The 18,027-nt window shown below is 62.6% G+C and carries 13 protein-coding genes; 6 read left to right on the top strand and 7 right to left on the bottom strand.

Annotation, left to right across the window (positions count from 1 at the left end; genetic code table 11):
• Nucleotides 1–3: 3 nt before the first annotated feature.
• The 4 genes from ACFFJD_RS14470 to ACFFJD_RS14455 all read right to left on the bottom strand — a co-directional run bounded on the left by ACFFJD_RS14470 (nt 4) and on the right by ACFFJD_RS14455 (nt 5,966).
• The gene (locus ACFFJD_RS14470) at nt 4–1,314 is read right to left on the bottom strand and encodes a hypothetical protein (protein ID WP_382365373.1); all 1,311 of its coding nucleotides are present in this window, start codon (nt 1,312–1,314) and stop codon (nt 4–6) included.
• A complete protein-coding gene (locus ACFFJD_RS14465; protein ID WP_382365371.1) occupies nt 1,314–2,678 on the bottom strand; it encodes a hypothetical protein in 1,365 nt (454 codons plus the stop codon). Before ACFFJD_RS14465 ends, ACFFJD_RS14470 begins: the two co-directional genes overlap by 1 nt.
• A gap of 13 nt (nt 2,679–2,691) precedes the next feature.
• A complete protein-coding gene (locus ACFFJD_RS14460) occupies nt 2,692–3,858 on the bottom strand; it encodes an OmpA family protein (protein WP_382365369.1) in 1,167 nt (388 codons plus the stop codon).
• Between the two features lie 953 nt (nt 3,859–4,811).
• Nucleotides 4,812–5,966, bottom strand: coding sequence for a TIR domain-containing protein (locus ACFFJD_RS14455; protein ID WP_382365367.1), 1,155 nt, complete (start codon nt 5,964–5,966; stop codon nt 4,812–4,814).
• 209 nt (nt 5,967–6,175) lie between these two features.
• Here ACFFJD_RS14455 and ACFFJD_RS14450 point away from each other — a divergent pair, with 209 nt between their 5' ends.
• The 6 genes from ACFFJD_RS14450 (at nt 6,176) to ACFFJD_RS14425 (ending at nt 14,891) form a co-directional block, all read left to right on the top strand.
• Complete coding sequence (locus tag ACFFJD_RS14450) at nt 6,176–7,747, top strand: Rieske 2Fe-2S domain-containing protein (RefSeq protein ID WP_382365365.1); 1,572 nt, start codon at nt 6,176–6,178, stop codon at nt 7,745–7,747.
• A gap of 193 nt (nt 7,748–7,940) precedes the next feature.
• Nucleotides 7,941–9,257, top strand: coding sequence for a hypothetical protein (locus ACFFJD_RS14445; RefSeq protein ID WP_382365363.1), 1,317 nt, complete (start codon nt 7,941–7,943; stop codon nt 9,255–9,257).
• A 70-nt stretch (nt 9,258–9,327) separates the two neighbouring features.
• Nucleotides 9,328–11,709, top strand: coding sequence for a CHAT domain-containing protein (locus ACFFJD_RS14440; protein WP_382365361.1), 2,382 nt, complete (start codon nt 9,328–9,330; stop codon nt 11,707–11,709).
• Between the two features lie 30 nt (nt 11,710–11,739).
• Nucleotides 11,740–12,942, top strand: coding sequence for a hypothetical protein (locus tag ACFFJD_RS14435; protein WP_382365359.1), 1,203 nt, complete (start codon nt 11,740–11,742; stop codon nt 12,940–12,942).
• Nucleotides 12,943–12,964: 22 nt separating this feature from the next.
• Complete coding sequence (locus ACFFJD_RS14430) at nt 12,965–13,813, top strand: hypothetical protein (RefSeq protein WP_382365357.1); 849 nt, start codon at nt 12,965–12,967, stop codon at nt 13,811–13,813.
• A 37-nt stretch (nt 13,814–13,850) separates the two neighbouring features.
• On the top strand, nt 13,851–14,891 hold the full coding sequence (locus ACFFJD_RS14425) for a UDP-N-acetylmuramate dehydrogenase (protein ID WP_382365355.1): 1,041 nt from the start codon (nt 13,851–13,853) through the stop codon (nt 14,889–14,891).
• Between the two features lie 112 nt (nt 14,892–15,003).
• Here the strand turns inward: ACFFJD_RS14425 and ACFFJD_RS14420 are convergent, their stop codons facing one another.
• From ACFFJD_RS14420 to ACFFJD_RS14410, 3 genes are all read right to left on the bottom strand, one after another.
• Nucleotides 15,004–16,104, bottom strand: coding sequence for a hypothetical protein (locus ACFFJD_RS14420; RefSeq protein WP_382365354.1), 1,101 nt, complete (start codon nt 16,102–16,104; stop codon nt 15,004–15,006).
• Nucleotides 16,105–16,129: 25 nt separating this feature from the next.
• Complete coding sequence (locus ACFFJD_RS14415; RefSeq protein WP_382365352.1) at nt 16,130–16,732, bottom strand: hypothetical protein; 603 nt, start codon at nt 16,730–16,732, stop codon at nt 16,130–16,132.
• Nucleotides 16,733–16,842: 110 nt separating this feature from the next.
• Nucleotides 16,843–17,484 carry a hypothetical protein gene (locus ACFFJD_RS14410; RefSeq protein WP_382365350.1) on the bottom strand — a complete coding sequence of 214 codons (642 nt, stop codon included), beginning with the start codon at nt 17,482–17,484 and terminating at the stop codon, nt 16,843–16,845.
• Between the last annotated feature and the right edge of the window lie 543 nt (nt 17,485–18,027).

Genomic DNA, 18,027 nt, shown 5'->3' with positions numbered 1-18,027 from the left:
GGCTCAATAAGCGACCGCGTATAGCTCGGCAATCGTCGGTCCCGTCGGACCGTCGGTCGCTGGCGCCTCAGCGAGCCGATCGGAAAGCCACGTCACCGCTGCTGCGTACTGGTTCAGCCCGGCCGTCCCAGACAGTCTGGATGCGCGCTTGGCTGCAGACTTCACTTCTCTCTCGGCGCTCTTGCGGGCGCGCGACGCAGCGCGCGCGACCTTCTCGACTTCGGCCTCTGTCGACGAGGCGCTCACCGAGGCGAGCAGCGCGCCAGCCCGGCGATGCTCGGACCAGGCGAACCGACACTGCCGGTCGATCCCCGCAATTCGGGTACCGATCTCGTCCAGGCGGACCGAATCGATATTAACTTCCGAGCCCACCAGAGCACAGCGCACAGTGTCTGGATCGATGCCGTGCAGTGCCACCGTCGCCTCGACCCGATCCCCCACGACGCGAGCGGGAGCATGGGAAAGCAACTCACCGGTCTCCTCGTCGGCGACGACGGCAAAGACCTCGTTGGCTTCGGCACCATCGACGTCGACGGAGGGGCGCAGCTGTGCGGACAGGGTGACCTCGTCGTCACCATTTGTAATGGTGACTTCGGGAACGTCGGGACCGCCAAAGGTCAGCAATCGCCGCGGCACCAGGCGGAGGTCAGCGATCTGTGCGCTCACCGACTGGGCCTCGCCCAACGTCAGGGCGAGCTCGCCGGAAGCACTCGCCTCGACAAAGGTTCGCCACGGTCCGTCGGTCCGATCCAAGCGGCCGCGCAGAATCGATATGTACTCGGTGCGGTCGCCGTCTGGGAAAGTACCCTCGGGTGCCGCAAGGACAGCTTCCAGCAGTCGGCTGTTTAGCGGCCCCAGGTAGTCGTGGTCGGCAATCTCAGTAACCATCCTGTCGGCCACCACGCTCGCCAGCATGAAATGTTCGGCGCCACGGCCGAGGTTGCCCGCAGTGGTGGCAGCAAACGCATGGTCCAGGAGCAAAACGCCCTCGTCGAGGTCGCTCAGCACGAGCGAGTCGACAGCTTCGACGGTGGCAACCCGCCGGACTGCGTCGCCTGCCACCGGTCCCTCGGTCTCGGTACCGTCGTCAGCGGCCGCGATCGTCGCGATGACTGCCGGATCAGTGAACCAATGCGCGACGCTGCGCAACTTATCGGCATCGACAGCCGCGAGCGCAACGATGTTCTCGGGTGCCGCGGCGTCAACGATTAACTGCACCCCGTCCACCTCGAACAGGATTGGGCCGAGCGCTACGCCAGCATCGGCGTGCCAGGAAATGCTGCCGTCCGCGGCGGCTTCAACGGTTCCCCACATCACAGATCTCCTCCGTAGGTATTCTCCAGATCGAGTTGCGCTCGTTTTAGCGTCGTGCGAAGGAGTATCTCGCAGTCCATGGACGCGGCGATGGCGGACGTCGACCTAGCATTACTCGGCCGCTGCTGCTTCCATGCTTCGCGGACACGCGGGGTGAACTTTCGCTTGTTGCTGTTGTCGCGATCGACCTCGATGAGTTCCGATGCGAACTCGGCGCGGACCTGCTCCGCTTCCCAGCACAGGCCTCCCGCTTCCGTCCGAAGTTTAGGGTCGGCGTCGAGGAACCTAATCGCCACCTCCAACACCCGATCATCGGTGATGATTTCCCGTGTCGGATCACCCGGATCCGCGAGGAGATTGGGGGCCGACGTGGGACGTTCCTCATCTATCGAGTCACCCTGTCTTCGGGTGCTCCTCTCGTCGTCTAGCCGCTTGGATTCGATTCGCTTCCGGACGTAGCTGGCGCCGATCTGGTCCACCGGCTCACCTTTGACGAGCTTGTTAACGTAGGTTGTTATCACCGATTGGAACGCTCGAGCCAGATAGTCGTCGGCCAGCAGGTCCGGATTCTCACGGATGATCTGCGTCAGTGCCGCTCGAGCCTTCTCGCGGTACGCGGCGACGAGCGCAGCATCGATCGAGGTGTCCATTGCTCCAAGACGTTCGAGTGCCTTTGCAAAGCCGTTGAGGGCAGTGACTCCCTCCGGGGTGAGTGGCGCGACGAGGCCCCCCTCGATGTCCCTGACCCACTGCGCAATCCGGGTCAAGTACGCGTCGAGCGCCGTGCGTTCGTCAGTCTCATGCCGGGGGGACGGATCGGCTATGAAACCCTCTAGGACACCCCTCGACTCCAGGACACCCGACGCGGCGGCCATCGCTCGCACGACTTGCCCGGCGGCGAATCGGCCGACCTCCCGAAGCCCCGTCCTCGCTGGCCCGCGAACGTCCGGAGGGATGAGAACCGCCAGGCTGCCCACCCAGCCCGCCGTATACCTGGTCAGCGGATCGACGTAGGTGTTGCATGCGGTTACGGCCGCCGCCGCCTCCTCCGGGAGAGCATTCACGGCAGGGTCGGCAAACAGGATGGCGGTCTGCGGGAACTCAGTTCGATACCATTGCGTGCCCCCGAGATGTCCCGACCAAGATTTCAGGTGCCTGGGGACCGTCCCGCGTTCGGGTAGGGGCTCGGGCATCGCCAGGTAGTACGCAGCCAGAATCTGGTTCCGCCGAAGCCCCTCTCGTGGAACATCGAGCGTCACATCGACGCGACGGTGCGCAGCGTCCGGTACGAACGGTGGTGACAAGCGTGCCATGTGTGTCTCCTCTTCCGCGATGAGTGTAGGCTGCTGGATCTCTATACTCATGACGAACACCGCCTCAACGCGCCAGGTCGACGACGACGACGCGGTTCGCTGCAGCGGTGGCGTCTTCGTCGGCACCGGCCGGGGTGATCAGCTGGTCGTACCCGACACCGCGAACCTGCGTGATGAGTTCCGGCCGCAGGCCCGACGATGTCAGCGCATGGGCGACGGCCTGCGCGCGACGCTGCGAGAGGTCGCGCGCCGAGTCGGCAGGCCCCCACTTCCAGGCATGTCCGGTGATGGTGATCGCCTTGCCCTGGTTGTTCAGGTGCGCCGCGAGCGTTCCCATCTGGGCGGTCGCTTCCGGACGCAGGTCTGCCGAGTCCGGCCCGAATAGGGCCTGCGAGTCGAGCCGCAGCTCGTCAATCCCGTTGTTCAGTGGCGGGAGCGCGAAAACCGGAACCGGAACCAGCTTGGCCGGGGTTGTTGACCCGGTGGCACCGGCGTTGGCCGGTCCCGCGACCACGTCGCAACTGTTGGCCTTGGCCGCATTGCAGAGGTCGAGCCAGAAAGAGGTGACCTTCCGAATCATCGGCTCGGGCAGCACTTCCTGCTTGCCTGCCACCTCACCCAGTCCGCTGAAGTAGACGCGACGGCCACTCAGGTCCGGCAAGAAGCCTGCCTCCGACAGCTGTCCGATGACATCAGCGTTGTCGAACTCCCATCCGAGACCGGCGAAATCGGCCAGACCTTCGGTTTGCAGACCGCTAGAGATAGCGACGATTGTGCTGTCACTCGAACGACGAGCGGCGTCGTTCAATCCCGACAGGAGATCCAGCGATGTGCTGTTTGACGCCGCGGAGGCGAGCCGCTCATCGACGGCCGCACGGATCGGAGCAAGCCCCTTTGCGATCTCGCCGGCATCGTTTTCGACGTCGTCGCCACGCTTAACGACGATGTCGATCGGACTACCGGCAGCCGCAACGGAGCCGTCATCCTGCGGGATCAAGACTGTCAGCAAACCTTCACCGGCTTCCACAGCGGTCTTAAGCACGCCACTGAGCGAATCCGGAAGTACCGGCAACGGTTCGTTGGCGGTCGCGGTGGCGACGACGAAGAGGGTCCCGTCACGTCGGGCTTCTGCGGCGTCGCCGCACGCGACGAGTCCCGCGGCCAGTGTTGAGGCAAGCACACCGGTCAGCAGTGCGCGGAGGTAACGCCGGGGTTTGGCGGAGGTGTTCATCGGCGAATCACTTTCTGAATGGGCCGGTTCTGAGTCGTCCGGCGTTCAGTAGACAACCGTTTCCCCGCACCGAGGCCCACTCCGTCACGATAGTTCTGGCGGCACGATCAGCGACTTAAGCCGCTGACCACGCCGCTCCCGCGTCAGACCCCTCGGCTGACTCGGGGCCGCACTCAGACATACGAATCCATCCGTCTGCCACCAACTGCAACAGCAACGGCGCCTTCTTGGTGACGGACCGACTAGCTGTGATGTCCAGGGAGGTTGTCCCGACTCGCGTTGGTGAGTTCGGCTGACAGGTGAAGGCCTCCGGTTGTGAAGTGGAGCTGTCTAGTTCTTCGCTTCACAAACCAGGAGGCCTTCGCGTCCCACGCTAACGCGACCTTGACCCCGCCGCAGACCTCGATGGTGACTTCATCGTCCGTCCATGTGAACACACGACGATCTACAACGATGCTGGCTGTGCGCCGATACCATCGGCATGCGATCGCCTAGAGCCTGACCGCCGTCTAACCAAGCGAGGAGAGAGTCCGATGGCTAAATGCACTTGCAACTGCGCGTACTGCACAGAAGCGCGGGTTAACAACCGTTCAGAACATCCGTGTTGGCAGATCCCCAAGCACGGAGGCTAGTTCGCCGTAACCACAATCCGCAGATCGGCTGCAAGAGCGTCGCGCTGCCGTCGCGGAGAAGACGACGAGGTCCGCTCACAGAGGAGTCGGCCTCGTCGTCTTTCGGGTTGCGGATCAATGTTTGGGCGTCGGGAAACCGTCGCGCGGTTGGTGGACGAGCTCAAACGCGATATCGTCGCCAGTCGAGACTCGATCCTCGGTGGCACGTGAACTGTGCGGCGCGGGAACGTGCATGTGTGCGAACACAGTCGATCAAGCAGTGTTTCCGCCGGAGATGTTCCCCCGACCGTTACTCGGACCAGCGAACATGCCCAGGAGTGCTCAGGACTCCATGTGTGCGACGAGGTCGTCGTAGAAGTGCAGGTGGGATAGCTCCGGCCACGGGGCCGGTACGGGCTTCTCGATGATCACCGGGATGATAACCGGCGCGTTCTCCACGGTGTCGTCGTCGGCGACCCGGAGGGCTTCCTCGGCTTCCTTCTTCACCCACTCGGAGTCCTTCGCCGCCTGTGACCAGAAGATCAGGAAGAGATCGCATTGTGGGATCTCCTCGTAGAGCCGGTTCTGCCAGCGTTCTCCCGGCTTCAAGACGAGCACGTCCTGGAAGTACTTCATATCGGTGATGAGGCGCAGCATTTGGACCCGATGGAGCACACGGTCGCGGTCGGTGCTCTCGTATGAGATGAAGGCGCGCCGGTACCGGTGCGCCACGCCGTCGACTGGGACCACCGACGAATTGGTCGGAGTCTGAGTGACGGACTGTTTCCACTTGACGGTACCTATTGGGATGCCCGCCCAGAAGACAGTGACGGTGCCGCGCACCGAGTTCGATGGGAAATCAATAGGAACGTCGACCCCAAACTGGACTGCGGCCGCCTTGCCTTCCTTCCAGATCAGCTCTGGGGCGGGATCGTCGATCTCCATTCCGGGCATGGAAAGGGTGAGGGTGAGCGGCGCGCGGTCCGGTAGCGGCAGGCTGAGGGCGCTGTGGCCTCGGCGGGTGGCCTCGTGATCGGCTTCGAGGGCGAGGGCATGTGCGAGGTCATCCTCATCGGGAGCGTGCAGGAGAGCTTGGACCAGGAAGTCGTTGCCCGGTACCGCGGATGGCGGAGCAAAGACTGTCACCTCGACGTCGTCCCCGTCGTCAGTGGCGACGCCGGCCATTGCTTTGAGGTCACTGATCGGTGTGTGGGGTCGTGTCCGGTCTGCGGGCGAAGTTGCTTCGGCTGGGCCTCGTCGGTCGCTCTCGCGAGTAACGGCCCGGTGAAGGGCGGCGAGAGTCGAGGGGCCGACGAGTCCGTCGATCACTAGCCCACGTTGTTCCTGGAACTCGCGGACGGCCCGTTCGCACTCGTGATCAAAGCGATCGTGCGGCTCGACGCTGGAGCCCGGATCGGGCAGCAGTCCGAGACGCACGAGCAGCTCCCGGATCTTGGAGACCTCGGGTCCGTGGTCTCCCAGCTGCAGCATCTCCATGTGACTTCCCTTCGTCCCCCGCACGTTAGGGGCCTGAGGTTACACCGGTTCCGCGGGCTGGCGACGCCCTTATATGTCGTTCGAACGTGCGAAGTCTTGCAGAGCAGTGCGGCCTGGCTCGCGGCCGTTGACGTCGTGAAGCGCCTGGCAGGGACCAACGGCCCGCCCGGCGCTTCTGTATACTTCGCAGTAAGCGCTCAGGAGTGTACATGCGAATCACAGGCTTAGGCCATGCCGGAATGTTCATCGAGACGGCCGGGGGAACGATCCTCTGCGACCCGTGGGTTAAGTCAGCCTTCTATGGTTCGTGGTTCCCATTCCCCGACAACCGGAGTCTCGACTGGGAGTATTACGGCAAGGCCGACTACCTCTACATCTCGCATCGGCACCGCGACCACTTCGATCCTTGGCTGCTGGAGAAGTATGTGCCCAAGGACATCAAGGTCTTGCTGCCGGAGTACCCGACGAATGACCTCGAGAAGGACATTCGGTACCTCGGCTACGAGAACATCATCTATACCGAAGCGGGCAAGGTAATCGAAGATGGGCCGCTCCGCATCATGATCACGCCGCTGCGTGCACCGTCCGACGGTCCGATCGGAGACTCAAGCCTGTCTGTCGACGACGGCACGGCCAGCATCTTGAACCAGAACGACTCGCATCCGCTCGACCTGGAGGCGATACTGACGTTCGCGAAGCCGGATGCGTATTTCACTCAGTTCTCTGGTGCCATCTGGTGGCCGATGGTTTACGACCTGCCGGAGGACGCGAAGCAGAATTTCGCGCGCCTCAAGCGGGAGGCGCAACACACCCGGGCGATGTACTACATCAACAAGGTTGACGCGCCGCACGTCTTCCCGATGGCCGGCCCGCCGATGTTCCTGCGCGACGAGCTGTTCCGCTACAACGGCGACGGCGTCGAGAACGACTCGATCTTCACGGACCAGGCCGAGTTCATCGGCCGAATGGAAGCCGAGGCGCCCGACTACCGCGGGTACGTCTTCATTCCTGGGACGGTCGTGACGATGAACGACGGCGAGGTCTCGGTGGAGCAGACGCTGTTCACTGATGACGAGGTGACCGAGCTGTTTGAGAGAAAGTGGGAATACTTCGAGGAACAGCGAAGCACTCGGCAGGACGAAGTTGCCGAGGAAGAGGGATCGCGTGCCGCGGTCTTGCCCCCGGACAAGATGCTGGCGCGACTGAAGCGATGGTTCGAGCCGCTGCTGCGCCGTGCGGACACGATCCGCGCCGGAGTCGGCGGCCCCGTCCGGTTTCAGATCGGTGAGCTCGACATGGTGGTCGACTTTCCCAACGCAGAAGTGCGCGAGTACGACGGCGAAGAGACGAGCTACTGGTTCACGATTCCGGCCGATATCGTCTCGACGAACATCAAGGAGCGCGAGATCGACTGGTCGAACTCGATCTTCCTCTCGATGCAGTTCGAAGCCGGACGAGTGGGGAAGTTCAACGAGTTCATCTACACCTTCTTCAAGTGCCTGTCGCGGGATCGGATCGAGTATGTGGAGAATTGGTACGCCGAGCAGGCTGACCAGACCGAGGATGTCGAGCTCGACGGCTGGCTCGTCCAGCGCCGGTGCCCCCACCTGCGCGCCGATCTGACCCTGACCGGCGACATCGAGGACGGCGTGATGATGTGCAGCCTGCACGCCTGGAAGTGGGATCTGGAGACGGGTCGCTGTCTGACCACCGCCGGACATCCGATCCGGGCCAGTCGAATCGACGAGACGACTCAGGCGGACGGCCAGACTTCAGCCTGAACTGACAAGGCGAGTCGGATTCGTCCGATCGGAGGAACTTGGAGTCGCCGACGGGTGGAGTAGGAACTCTACGCATTAAGTTGCCGTGAGTGAAGACGAGGGTCGGCGGACTGGCGGAGGGTATTGGGGCATGCGACGAGTGGGGCGCACCGAAGGGACCAGGGCCGGCAGGCTCAAGCAAGTGTGTGAGGACTTGCAGCGTCAGGACGATCAGGATGAAGCGCTGAATGCCGCCTTCCCGATCATTCGCGAGTCTTACGAACACGTTCGTGGGGCGTATTCCGAGGCCCGCGCAGCCCGTGTCGGGAATGCTCTGCTGGTTCCGCCGGACGAGATTGTCGTCGAACTGCGGCTGCTCGGCTGGGCGATCTACGAGGCTGCCCGGGTGGCTATCGACCGAGTCCTCCGGGCTTACACCAAGCTCGAGCCGGAGCAGCAGGAGTCCTCGTTGACGTCGGTTCAGCAGATCGGCGAACTAGCACACCTCGCGGAGAGCCTGCCGTGGTCGGTGTTCAGCATGCGGTCACTGGGAGCCCTGCGCAGCCAGGCGTTGGCGCATTCCAAGCTCGACACGGAGGAGGGGTACCTCGATGCATGGACGGCCCACGACAGGCTCGACGAGAAGCTCACACAGCGCACCGGCGAGATCGACTCCGGGGTGTGGAGCGATTCGCCGCATTTCCCGGATCTGAAACACGTCTTGAACGAGATCACCGAACAGCACTATCTCGCGTGGACCGGCACGGCTTGCCGTGAACCGGAGCACATGCTGTGCCGATGGTCCGAGTTGATTGAGAACGGCGACGTCGTCGACGACGACCAGGAGGACGTGCTCATCCGGCTCGCTCAGCGACTGCAGGTGGGGATTACGAGCGGTGAGCGTGCGATGAGGCTGGCCGACGACCTCGTCGGAACCGGCAAACTCAAGCCCACCAAAGACGAGAAGCACCTTCTCGGGCCCACGGTGAAGCAGTTGCCGTCGATCATGACCGCCCGGGCGTACCTGCTGCTGCTTCCCATGTGTCCGCGCCTCGCCGACTATGGCTTGCCGCCGCTGGGTGACGCTGACACCTGGGATGGTTTCATCGCAGATCTCGTCAGCGGTTTCATCGACGCCTATAGGCAGATCGAGCAGGAGCATCCGTCTCCCGAGGTCTCTCGGTCGTTGAAGGACAGCCACCTCCGATCGTTGGTCCAGCTTCGGCTGAACTTCCTGTTGTTGTTTCCCGACCGCACCCTGGACACCCTGCTCGCGCCGACCGAGGTGGGCGAGGAGTGTGACCTTAACGATGTCGACAGCCTCGCGGCATGGCTGGACCGCCGGGGCGACGATGCCAACGTCATCGGGAGTGTCATCATGCCGGAGTACCTGACCGGAATCGCCGAACTGCGGGGTACCGCGGGCTATCTGACATGGAGAGCGCGCTGGCTGAACATCGACCGCTTCGCGAAGAGCGAGCCTGGTCGACGTGAGAGGGTGCTGGCCGCTCTGAAGCGAGCGCCGCAGTGACGAGACCGGAGTGACCAGACCAGATAGGGCTCGCGCGCGTCTCGTGCGCAACTGCCTCAGTCGCTACGACATGCTCATCACGGCGCACAAAGCGGAAACAGCGATCCGGATTAACCATAGCCGCAAAGCGCGGCCCGTCGTCGATCGGGAACCGCTCCGGCAGGCCGCGTCCGCGCACTTGGCCCGGGCGAGTGAAGCGGCCGATCCGTACGCGACACCGAACCGAGTGCAGAATCTGGCCCACGCGGCATCGATCGCACTCTTCACCGATCAGATGGGTGATTCTCGTCGCAAATGGTTCGACGAGGACGATGTGGTCGGGCACCTGGCGAGAACGAAGGAATTGGACCTCGGCTGGCTTCGGCAGAGGCGGGATGCACACAAATTGGAAGCTCCGACGGCAGCGCACCTGTTGGAGTTTGCGTTGGGCTTGATCGGCCACTTCGACGAGAGCGGTGGCGTCGCGGGCGAGGTCGACTACCTGGAGTTGCGGGTGAAGATCGTTCTCGGCTGGATCAGGTCGTCCCGGATCGGAGACTCGCCCGGAACTCGGTGGTCGGACTCTTTGCACGACCGCATCGAGGAGGACCTGATCCCGGGTACGAGCCTGGAGTACTACCGGTGGAACTTCGAGTACGAGAGGATTGCCGCACTGTGCGGTAGTGGGTCTGTCGAGGATATCGCCGCATACCTCGATGGTTCCGACCCCGCGGAGCGTCCGGAATTGCTTGCGATCAGTCAGCACTGGTGGCGGGGCAAGGTGCTGTTCGCGCGGGCGTTGGCTGAGTATCTGTGTGGTCGCAGCTCCGCGGATGATCTCGTGTATGCCCTGACAGTGCATGTGCCAGATGCGCTGAGCGCAGGCCGAACTGACTCGGCCGAATATGTCATCCACCAACTGAACGCCACGCTCTGCGCGATGGATGTGACCAACCGACTCGATGGTCCGGTGGCCACTAAGGTGGTGGAGCGCGCACTGGACGCGATTGCCGCCGTCGAGCGGATCATGACCAGGTGGCGGATTTTGGCGCGGAGCGGCAGTTCACTGGCGCTCGTTCTGAGGGCGTGTCTCGGCGACGTCGCTTTCATGTGTGCCCGGAATCCGGCCATCGCCAGTGAAGCGGGATTCCGACTGGCCACAATTGTGAAACAGTCGACTCTCGGGCTTCTCCTGCGAGATCCGGCCGTTGACCTACCGCGGGTGGTTCGCACTTACCTCACCCAGATCGCCGAGCAGGAGGAAATCCTCTGGAATGGGAACCTCGAATCCGAGTTCAGCGAATCGGTTCGTGCCGACCAGGAGGCCGCGCTCGAGAAGATACGCAACGCTCAACTGAATATCAGCCGCAACGAGACCAGGGTGCTGCAAAGGCTCGGGCCCCTGTCTATCGACATGACTGGAGAGATGCAGGCCGAGCCCGATGACATCCGCGACCGGTTGCACGGTGCGGAGGCGCTGGACTTCGTCTGGTTGGCGAGAACCGTTAACCCGTCCGACGAGTCGTGGTTCAAGACGCACATCTCCCCGACAGGGAAGTTCACCTTCACCGGACCTTACGGGTCCTTCAACGCGGAGCAAGGCAAGGACCAGTTGGCCGCCGAATGGCTGCAGGGCCTGCCGAAAGCTTTGCTGCCGGCTGACCTCGGTGAAGGGGATGCGTCGATGCTGTTGATCTCACCGCATCAGAAGCATGACCAGGTCCCATGGCCGGCGTTGCAGTTAGGCGACCAGTTCCTCGCGGAGCGGTACACGATCGCGCTGGTACCGAGTCTCCCGAACTTGTCCGATGAGGTAATCGAGGCGGTGTCGGGGCCGAACATGGCCTACCTTGCCGGAGACGTCGTCCGCAATGGTCGTGCGGTCGGCTCGCCTTTGGATCTGACGGCCGAGTTGGCGAGCTGGGAGTACCGGCCGGGGCCGGGGGAGCAGGTTCATGTCCTGCTTGACGAGAGAGGCTGGAAAAGCCGCGCCGCAGGATCGACAGATCTGGCGGAGCTCCTTGCAGAGCACGCCGAAAGCACGGGATTCCTGCATGTTGCGGCGCACTGCGCGGGCAGTGGCCTCCGGCAGAAGATTCAGTTGGCGAAGGAGTTGACTGTCGCGCAGGCGTTCTCCCTGAAATGGCCTCGGTCGGTCCTGCTGGCGACATGCCACTCCGGGGAGATCGGCGAAGACAGTGAGCCGCTGGCGCTGTCTGTCGCTCTGATGCTGGGCGGCGCGACGTCAGTCGTCGCCGGTATCGGCGGGGTTGACGATCGTGGAGCGGGTTACCTGTCGAGCAGGATCGTCACGGCTGTACGGGAGGGAACAGACCAGACGCTACCGGAGCTGCTCAGGGCTGCACAGTGCGCCGCCATCGCTGATGGACTGGGCCCGGGGGAATGGGGCCGGCTGGTAGCGTACGTACGGGGTAACGGCGTGGAAACCAGGAGACACTGCAGTGCAGTTTGACGTTGGCGAATCTAGCGACGCGAGCGCTTCATGCTGAGTGAATTGCTGGGCAGTGCCCTGCCGGTCAGCGACGATCCCCGAGAACGTTCCCGACACGCATTCGGCTTCGTCTCCGGCTGGCTGTTCAGCGAACCGATGCGCGAGCTGCTCGTCGAGTTCGGTGAGCACCTGCCGCCGAGCGGATCAATGCCGTCGCCGCCGCCCGACGACGATTGGCTGCATTCCGGTGAAGCGCTGCCTGCTTGGATTCCGGACCTGCTGCGCGGAACGGCCGAAGACGGAAGGCTTACGGCGGATCAGGTCGACGTCCTCCGGCGGACGATCGCGGTGGAGCAGATCGCCGCCGAGCATTTCGATTTCCGCGGCCGCGGCGCGACGGGGTATCGCGAGCGCCATCAGGCCGTCGCTGCCGACTTCTCCGATGACCGCCGGGAGCGGATTTTCCGGCTCGCCGCTCAGCTGGGCCTGGTCAATGAGGCCGCCCCCAGATACCCGGAGTACGACGAGACGCTGATCCTCGGTGGCGGCTATTCGTCACCCCAGCTGCGTGCCAAATACGCCAGCCAAATTGGCAGGAACTACGAACTTGGCCGACTGTATTTCCTCGGCAGCCCCCGCTTCCTCATCGCCGAACCACCCGAGGCGCCTGCGGTGGAGTACTACGCCCGCGGTGCAAGCGATGAGTTCGACCTGATGATTGGGGCGGCGGAGCGCGAGTTCTCACTGATATCGGCGGCTCCGATCCTGGTCTGCGGGTGCGTGGCGACAGATGTCCTGTGCGAGGAATGGCGGGAAGCATTCGGTGAGCCCGGGGAGACCCCGCTGGCCTACACCCATGAGCGTGTAGCCGATTTGCGCGACGGCGGCGGTCCGCGTGGGCAGGTGCTGTCGGCGCACACGAGTCGGCCGCCGTTCCGGCCTGACACCTCAGACACCTTCGCGCTCTGGGCCAGAGTGTCTGAGCCCCAGCTGGGGCAGCGGGCGTTGATCGTCACCACCCAGGTGTTCGTGCCCTTCCAGGCGTTCGACGGCGTGCGTCGGCTGTACTTGGCCCACGGACTCGACGTCGACGCCGTCGGTTTCGGAGCGGGTTGGGGTGATCGGCCCCTCACGGCCGAGTACCTCCTCCAAGAGACGCTGTCGGCGATGCGCTCGGCGCGGCGCCTCTTGGTGGATGCGGCCGAGGTCTTGCTCGACGTTCCGGTGACCGACCCTCCCATGGAGATGTCGTGAACATCGCCTCTGCACGGACATCATGACCGGCAAAAAGCTGGCGTGTGTCATCGCTGATTCGGGCGGAACGAAGACGTCTTGGGCGTTTGTCTACCTCGATAATTCGAGGGTGTTTTTCGACACCAAGAGCTACCATCCAGTCAACTTCTGCGAAGCGTTCTTCGGCGACAGCAAACAGTTCCTGGAATCGTACATAACTACCAAGGTTCCGCTGTATTTCTTCGGCGCCGGTATGGGGAAGCTAGGGAACAGGCAGGTCTTACACGGCCTGTTCCGCACTCACTTCTCGTCAGTGGCGATATTTACTGACATTCAGGGGGTAGTTCACGCTCTCGACATGAAGAGTGGTGTGATAGCCGTGATGGGAACGGGTTCCGTTCTCGTCGAGGTGCACCGCGGCTCGATACGTCGGCAGGTCGGTGGTCGAGGGCACCTGCTCGGCGACGAAGGTAGCGCTTACTACTTTGGGAAGCTCGTGCTGGCGGCCTATTCTGCGCAACAACTCACTGAAAAGCAGGTCGAAGACCTGGCTTCAACGGTAGATATACAGACGGTCTCGCGTAAAGAACAGTTGACCAAGAAATATGAAACGGCGAACCTTGCCAAAGTATTGGATTCCGAATTGTTCGAACCGTTTCATCGGCGAAACATCCAACTGTTTTTGGCAACTCATATCGACGGCCAGATGGACACCGATGAACTTGTCATCGTCGGCTCGTACGCTTACTTTAATAGAGTTGCGATAGCCGAAGAACTGCGGATCAGGCGCATTGAGAACGTCCAATTTATCAATAACCCGATCGAATTGATCTGTGAGCGGCTGGTAGGCCCGAGGGTGACCGGCGCCGGACCGGTGGGTTTCGGTTGGTGACGGATCGTCCATGTCGGGCCGCTTGTATAATGACGCCGTGACTACTACCTTCGCCGAGTTGACCACGATGCGCGTCGGAGGTCCCGCCGACGAGTTCGTAGCGGTACGAGAGACTGCAGAACTGGTCGAGGTCGTCAAGCACTTCGACGCCAAGAAGGTGCCGGTCCTCATCATGGGCGATGGCTCGAATCTTGTTGTTGGCGATGCTGGTTTCCGAGGAGCGGCCGTTCAGGTTCGGACGTCCGGAGTCGTTATCGATGGCGGGCGGGTTCTCGCGGACGCCGGCGCACTCTGGGACTCAGTCGTGGTCGCGACTATCGAGAGCGGACTCGGGGGGCTTGAGCCGCTGTCTGGGATCCCCGGATCGACTGGGGCGACCCCGGTCCAGAACGTCGGTGCGTACGGAGCTCTGGTCTCAACCTTCCTGACCCATGTGACCGCCTACGATCGGCACGACGGCGTCGTTCTCGAGATTCCACTCAACGATTGTGGGTTCGGAAGCCACCGGAAGTCGTTGTTCAAGCGAAACCCGCGGTACGTAGTGCTGTCAGTGGGATTCGAGCTGCCTCGCACCGGAGAGTCGCAGCCGATCGCTTACGCAGGGCTCGCCCAGAGGTTGGACGTCGAAGTTGGAGACACAGTCAGCGTCGCAGCTCTTCGTGAGGCCGTCGTCGCGATGCGCACCGAGCGGGCGATGGTGCTCAATCCGGCGGACCACGACACCTGGAGCGTCGGCTCGTTTTTTGTGAACCCGGTGCTCCATGAGGTCCCGGCGCGGGCGAGCGAATGCCCCAAGTACCCCGATGTTGCGGGGACCAAGCTTCCCGCTGCGTGGCTGATCGAGAACGCGGGGTTCCCCCGCGGCTACGGAGCGGACTGGGGCAACGGGCGTGTCCAGCTCTCGAGTCGCCACACGCTGGCAGTTACCAATCGCGGCGGTGCCACGACTTCCGACGTCATGGCATTCGCTGCGCACATCCGGGACGGGGTGGAGGAAGCCTTCGGTGTTCGCCTCGGACCCGAGTGCGACCTCATCAACTGTTCGTTCGACGATCCGCCGCCTACAGTTGGGATCTGATCTGTCTGATCGGACTTACCGTCGGCACTCGGGTCGAGCCAGCACAACCCGGAGAGACGAAAAAGCGACACGGGCGGGCCGCATCGCCTTTTCGCTGGAGTGGATCGGCCGACTACGCAGTTGCACGTAGCGTGGCGATTTCTGCTTTGAGCTCCTCGACCCATTTGGGTTCCGCCAACGGATCCAGAAGGTGTTCGCCAGACCAAACGTCGCCAAGGTCAGGCTTGAGGGCGGCGCGCACGCCCGCAATGTAGCTGGTGACGATGGCCTCACGAGTGGCGATAAGGGAGTCGTATACGTCGAGGAACGACTCGAGGTACTGCATATTGGCGGCAGCGATCTGGGCCGGTGTCGTTGCCGACATCGCAGCCAGTGCGTTGGCAGCGACTTCCTTCTTGCGTTCGCGCCACAGGTCCAAGAGGTGAAGAAGCATGACGAGTGCGGTGACCATCAATAGGAGGGATACGTAAACCCCAAGCTTTACGAGATGGTACCCGGTATCACCGGAACCGTCAGAGGTCGCCACTCCACCAGAAATCCCACCTCCGGAGATTCCCCCGCCACTGTTGCTGCCTTTAACAACGGTTTCGGAGATGATGAGGCCAGCACACACGATCACAATCAGAATCAGAAGAACTAGCAGCGCCGTTGCGGACTTGATGATCCGAGGCGCGCGGTTTTCTGCGCTTGCCATCACTCCCTGTGCGACAGCCAGGCCGACAAGGGCGAAGAGGACCGGCAGGGCCAGTGCGAAGATGTGCGCTTGATCGGAAGTGAGGTCGAAGACACGCTGCGTCCACCCCGTACCGATCATCCACTCGATGAAGCCAACGACAATGACCGCCAGGATTAACAGGCGATGGCGCGACAGGACGCTCCGGACCGAGTCGCGGAACGAACTGCCCTTTGTTTTCGCGGTCTCTCTGGAGAGCGCAACCCCGCTGCGGGATTCGCTAATTGCCATGTCGACCCGTCGCCCGATCTCCGGGAACTCCGCCTTGACAGCCGCCGCCATGAATTTTTCGCTCGGCAGGACGTGTTGTGTCGAATGAACATCGCAGCCCGGCTGGCCGCCGTCGATCTGCCCGATCTTCTGCGCGATGCCGACCGCCTGTGCGGCGGTCGTCTCGTCGATCACTGGGTTGTTCTGATTATCAACACTCACTAGTGCGGCGGTTGCTGCCACCAGCTCTCCCAAAGGGCGCTCGGTCACTCCCCCAGCGGACTGCGCTGCGGTCTTATCCTGCGTAGGTTGCATGGGTTGCCTCTGCGTACTCTCTGAAGAAGGCCTTCAGGCCTTGAACTTGTGCACTGTTGATATCCGCGCCGCGGCCTAGGCCGGTAATCGTCAGCGTGACTCCGGTCAGGTCGGGTTTCATTTCGGTCGGCAGGGCTTCGATTCGCGCGGACCGCCAGGCCGGGTCGGTGACCTCGATCGCACAAGTGTTCGCGCCGTAGCTGTTGTTGCACCCGTCGGTCACCAGGCTGATTGCCTTGTCGCCGGGCGTACTGCGCAGCACGTCGGCGGCCTCGGCGATGCCACCGATGATGTCGGTGCCTTGAACGCTCGTATGGGTCTCGACACACTCGAAGTACGGGGCCACTGCCGCAGGTGCCTGGGCGACAAGCTCCTTTTTCTTGTCATCAACCGTGGTTGAGTTGGGATCCCACGGAAGGCTGGCCACCACCGGCTCGCACGGCGAGGAACCGACCTGCGTGTTGAAGGCCATCAGTGTGACCTTGCCAGGCGCCGTAAGCCGACCGACAGCGCTCGCGAACTCCTCGGCCGCCTTATTCTTCATCTCGGATTGCTCTGCACTGGCCGAGGCATCCGCGAGCACGACGGTGCCGTTCTCAGGAGGCTCATTGTCACTCCCGCAGGCGGCTATCGTGGTGATCGCGAGGCCGATGGCGACGGCCAGAGGCGCCCGCCGTAGATTTCGCCGGCTTATCACTGATCCTTCTCTCGAGCCCGGCGCAGGTCCTTCCGGGCTGTGTCCTGGCCAAAATCAAACATGTCGTCCTCCAACTGGAACTTTTCGGGATTCCACCTCAACTCCAGAATATCGGGGAAGGGGTGATGCTGCTTTAACTCGTGGGTGTAGTGGCTGGCAAGCCGGTCGAAGTGAGTCTCTAGCAGCTGCAACCGTGCGTTGAGGGCGTCTTCGAGTCGTTCGACTTCCGCCTCTAATCCAGCGAGGGAAACGCGAATTGCCTTCAGCTGTGCCGCAGCGCGGCGGTCATTCGCCGAACTCGCCGCGCCGAGCACTACCGTCTCCGAGTACTCCGCAATTTTCCGCCGGGAAGGCGTAAAGATATTAACGGCGACCTTCGTTCTCCCGTAGCACAGATCAGTCACGACACTCCGGAGCCGCGTTAGGGCATCGGGCTCATCGAGAGGATTGGGGCCCTCGACATTTGGGAGGCCCTTACGTCCCGCATCGCGGGCGTCCTCGAAAATTTCCTTCTCTAGGCCGTCGCTGGGGACCCAGAAGGTGAAATCGTCGAACGCATCGTCGGGGGTTCCGGACTCCTTGTCGCCGGGAGGCACCTCCTTCCAGCTCGACTTGCCCTCGTCGTCTTTGGCAGCCACTTACTCTGCGCCCTTCTTGTATGCGGTCATACGGTCCTTCACTGTCGGCAGTCTGCCACATCACATCGGGGCCTCGCTGACGTTAAGGATTCCAGCTGTACGGGAGGGTCCTCGGAGCCTGACCGGACCCTCGTTGCCCGGCGGCAGATGGCAGCATCGCTCACCATAGGTACTTGGGCGCGCCGGTCGCCATCGGTCAAACGAATGAATGCTCGCGCGGACCCGGTTTGCGCGACCGTACAGTGTCTAGACTCGGCGCGTCCGGACGCAAGGTCGAGAAGCATGATGGGGCCGAGCAGCGCGGGGTTTGGGTATCCCGAATCTCAAACGCGCCTGAATCACGGTGGCTGCAACCGTCGCCGGTCCCTTGTTCGGCGAAATGCATGTGCTCGCTTCTCCCGAGGTCCGGGGCCGGCCTCCTGAGAAGCCCATCGAGCTCTAGTGTCTCGTGTCATTAATTAGTTTTCGGTTGAGCTTTCTTCAGAATGTCCTCGGCGGTCTTGGTCCAGACGAAGGGGTGTTTGCGGTCGTTCCAGCCGTTGA

Origin of the sequence: Gordonia phosphorivorans (genome assembly GCF_042432625.1) — a bacterium.
Classification (GTDB): Bacteria; Actinomycetota; Actinomycetes; order Mycobacteriales; family Mycobacteriaceae; genus Gordonia; species Gordonia phosphorivorans.
The sequence above is the reverse complement of the archived record's forward strand: the minus strand, read 5'-3'. Positions and strand labels throughout refer to the sequence as shown.

Excerpts from the sequence above, each read along its gene's own strand:
- ACFFJD_RS14430 (WP_382365357.1), top strand. The coding sequence starts at position 12,965 with ATGACCGGCAAAAAGCTGGCGTGTGTCATCGCTGATTCGGGCGGAACG.
- ACFFJD_RS14455 (WP_382365367.1), bottom strand. The coding sequence starts at position 5,966 with ATGGAGATGCTGCAGCTGGGAGACCACGGACCCGAGGTCTCCAAGATC.
- ACFFJD_RS14460 (WP_382365369.1), bottom strand. The coding sequence starts at position 3,858 with ATGAACACCTCCGCCAAACCCCGGCGTTACCTCCGCGCACTGCTGACC.
- ACFFJD_RS14435 (WP_382365359.1), top strand. The coding sequence starts at position 11,740 with ATGCTGAGTGAATTGCTGGGCAGTGCCCTGCCGGTCAGCGACGATCCC.
- ACFFJD_RS14450 (WP_382365365.1), top strand. The coding sequence starts at position 6,176 with ATGCGAATCACAGGCTTAGGCCATGCCGGAATGTTCATCGAGACGGCC.
- ACFFJD_RS14470 (WP_382365373.1), bottom strand. The coding sequence starts at position 1,314 with ATGTGGGGAACCGTTGAAGCCGCCGCGGACGGCAGCATTTCCTGGCAC.
- ACFFJD_RS14440 (WP_382365361.1), top strand. The coding sequence starts at position 9,328 with ATGCTCATCACGGCGCACAAAGCGGAAACAGCGATCCGGATTAACCAT.
- ACFFJD_RS14465 (WP_382365371.1), bottom strand. The coding sequence starts at position 2,678 with ATGAGTATAGAGATCCAGCAGCCTACACTCATCGCGGAAGAGGAGACA.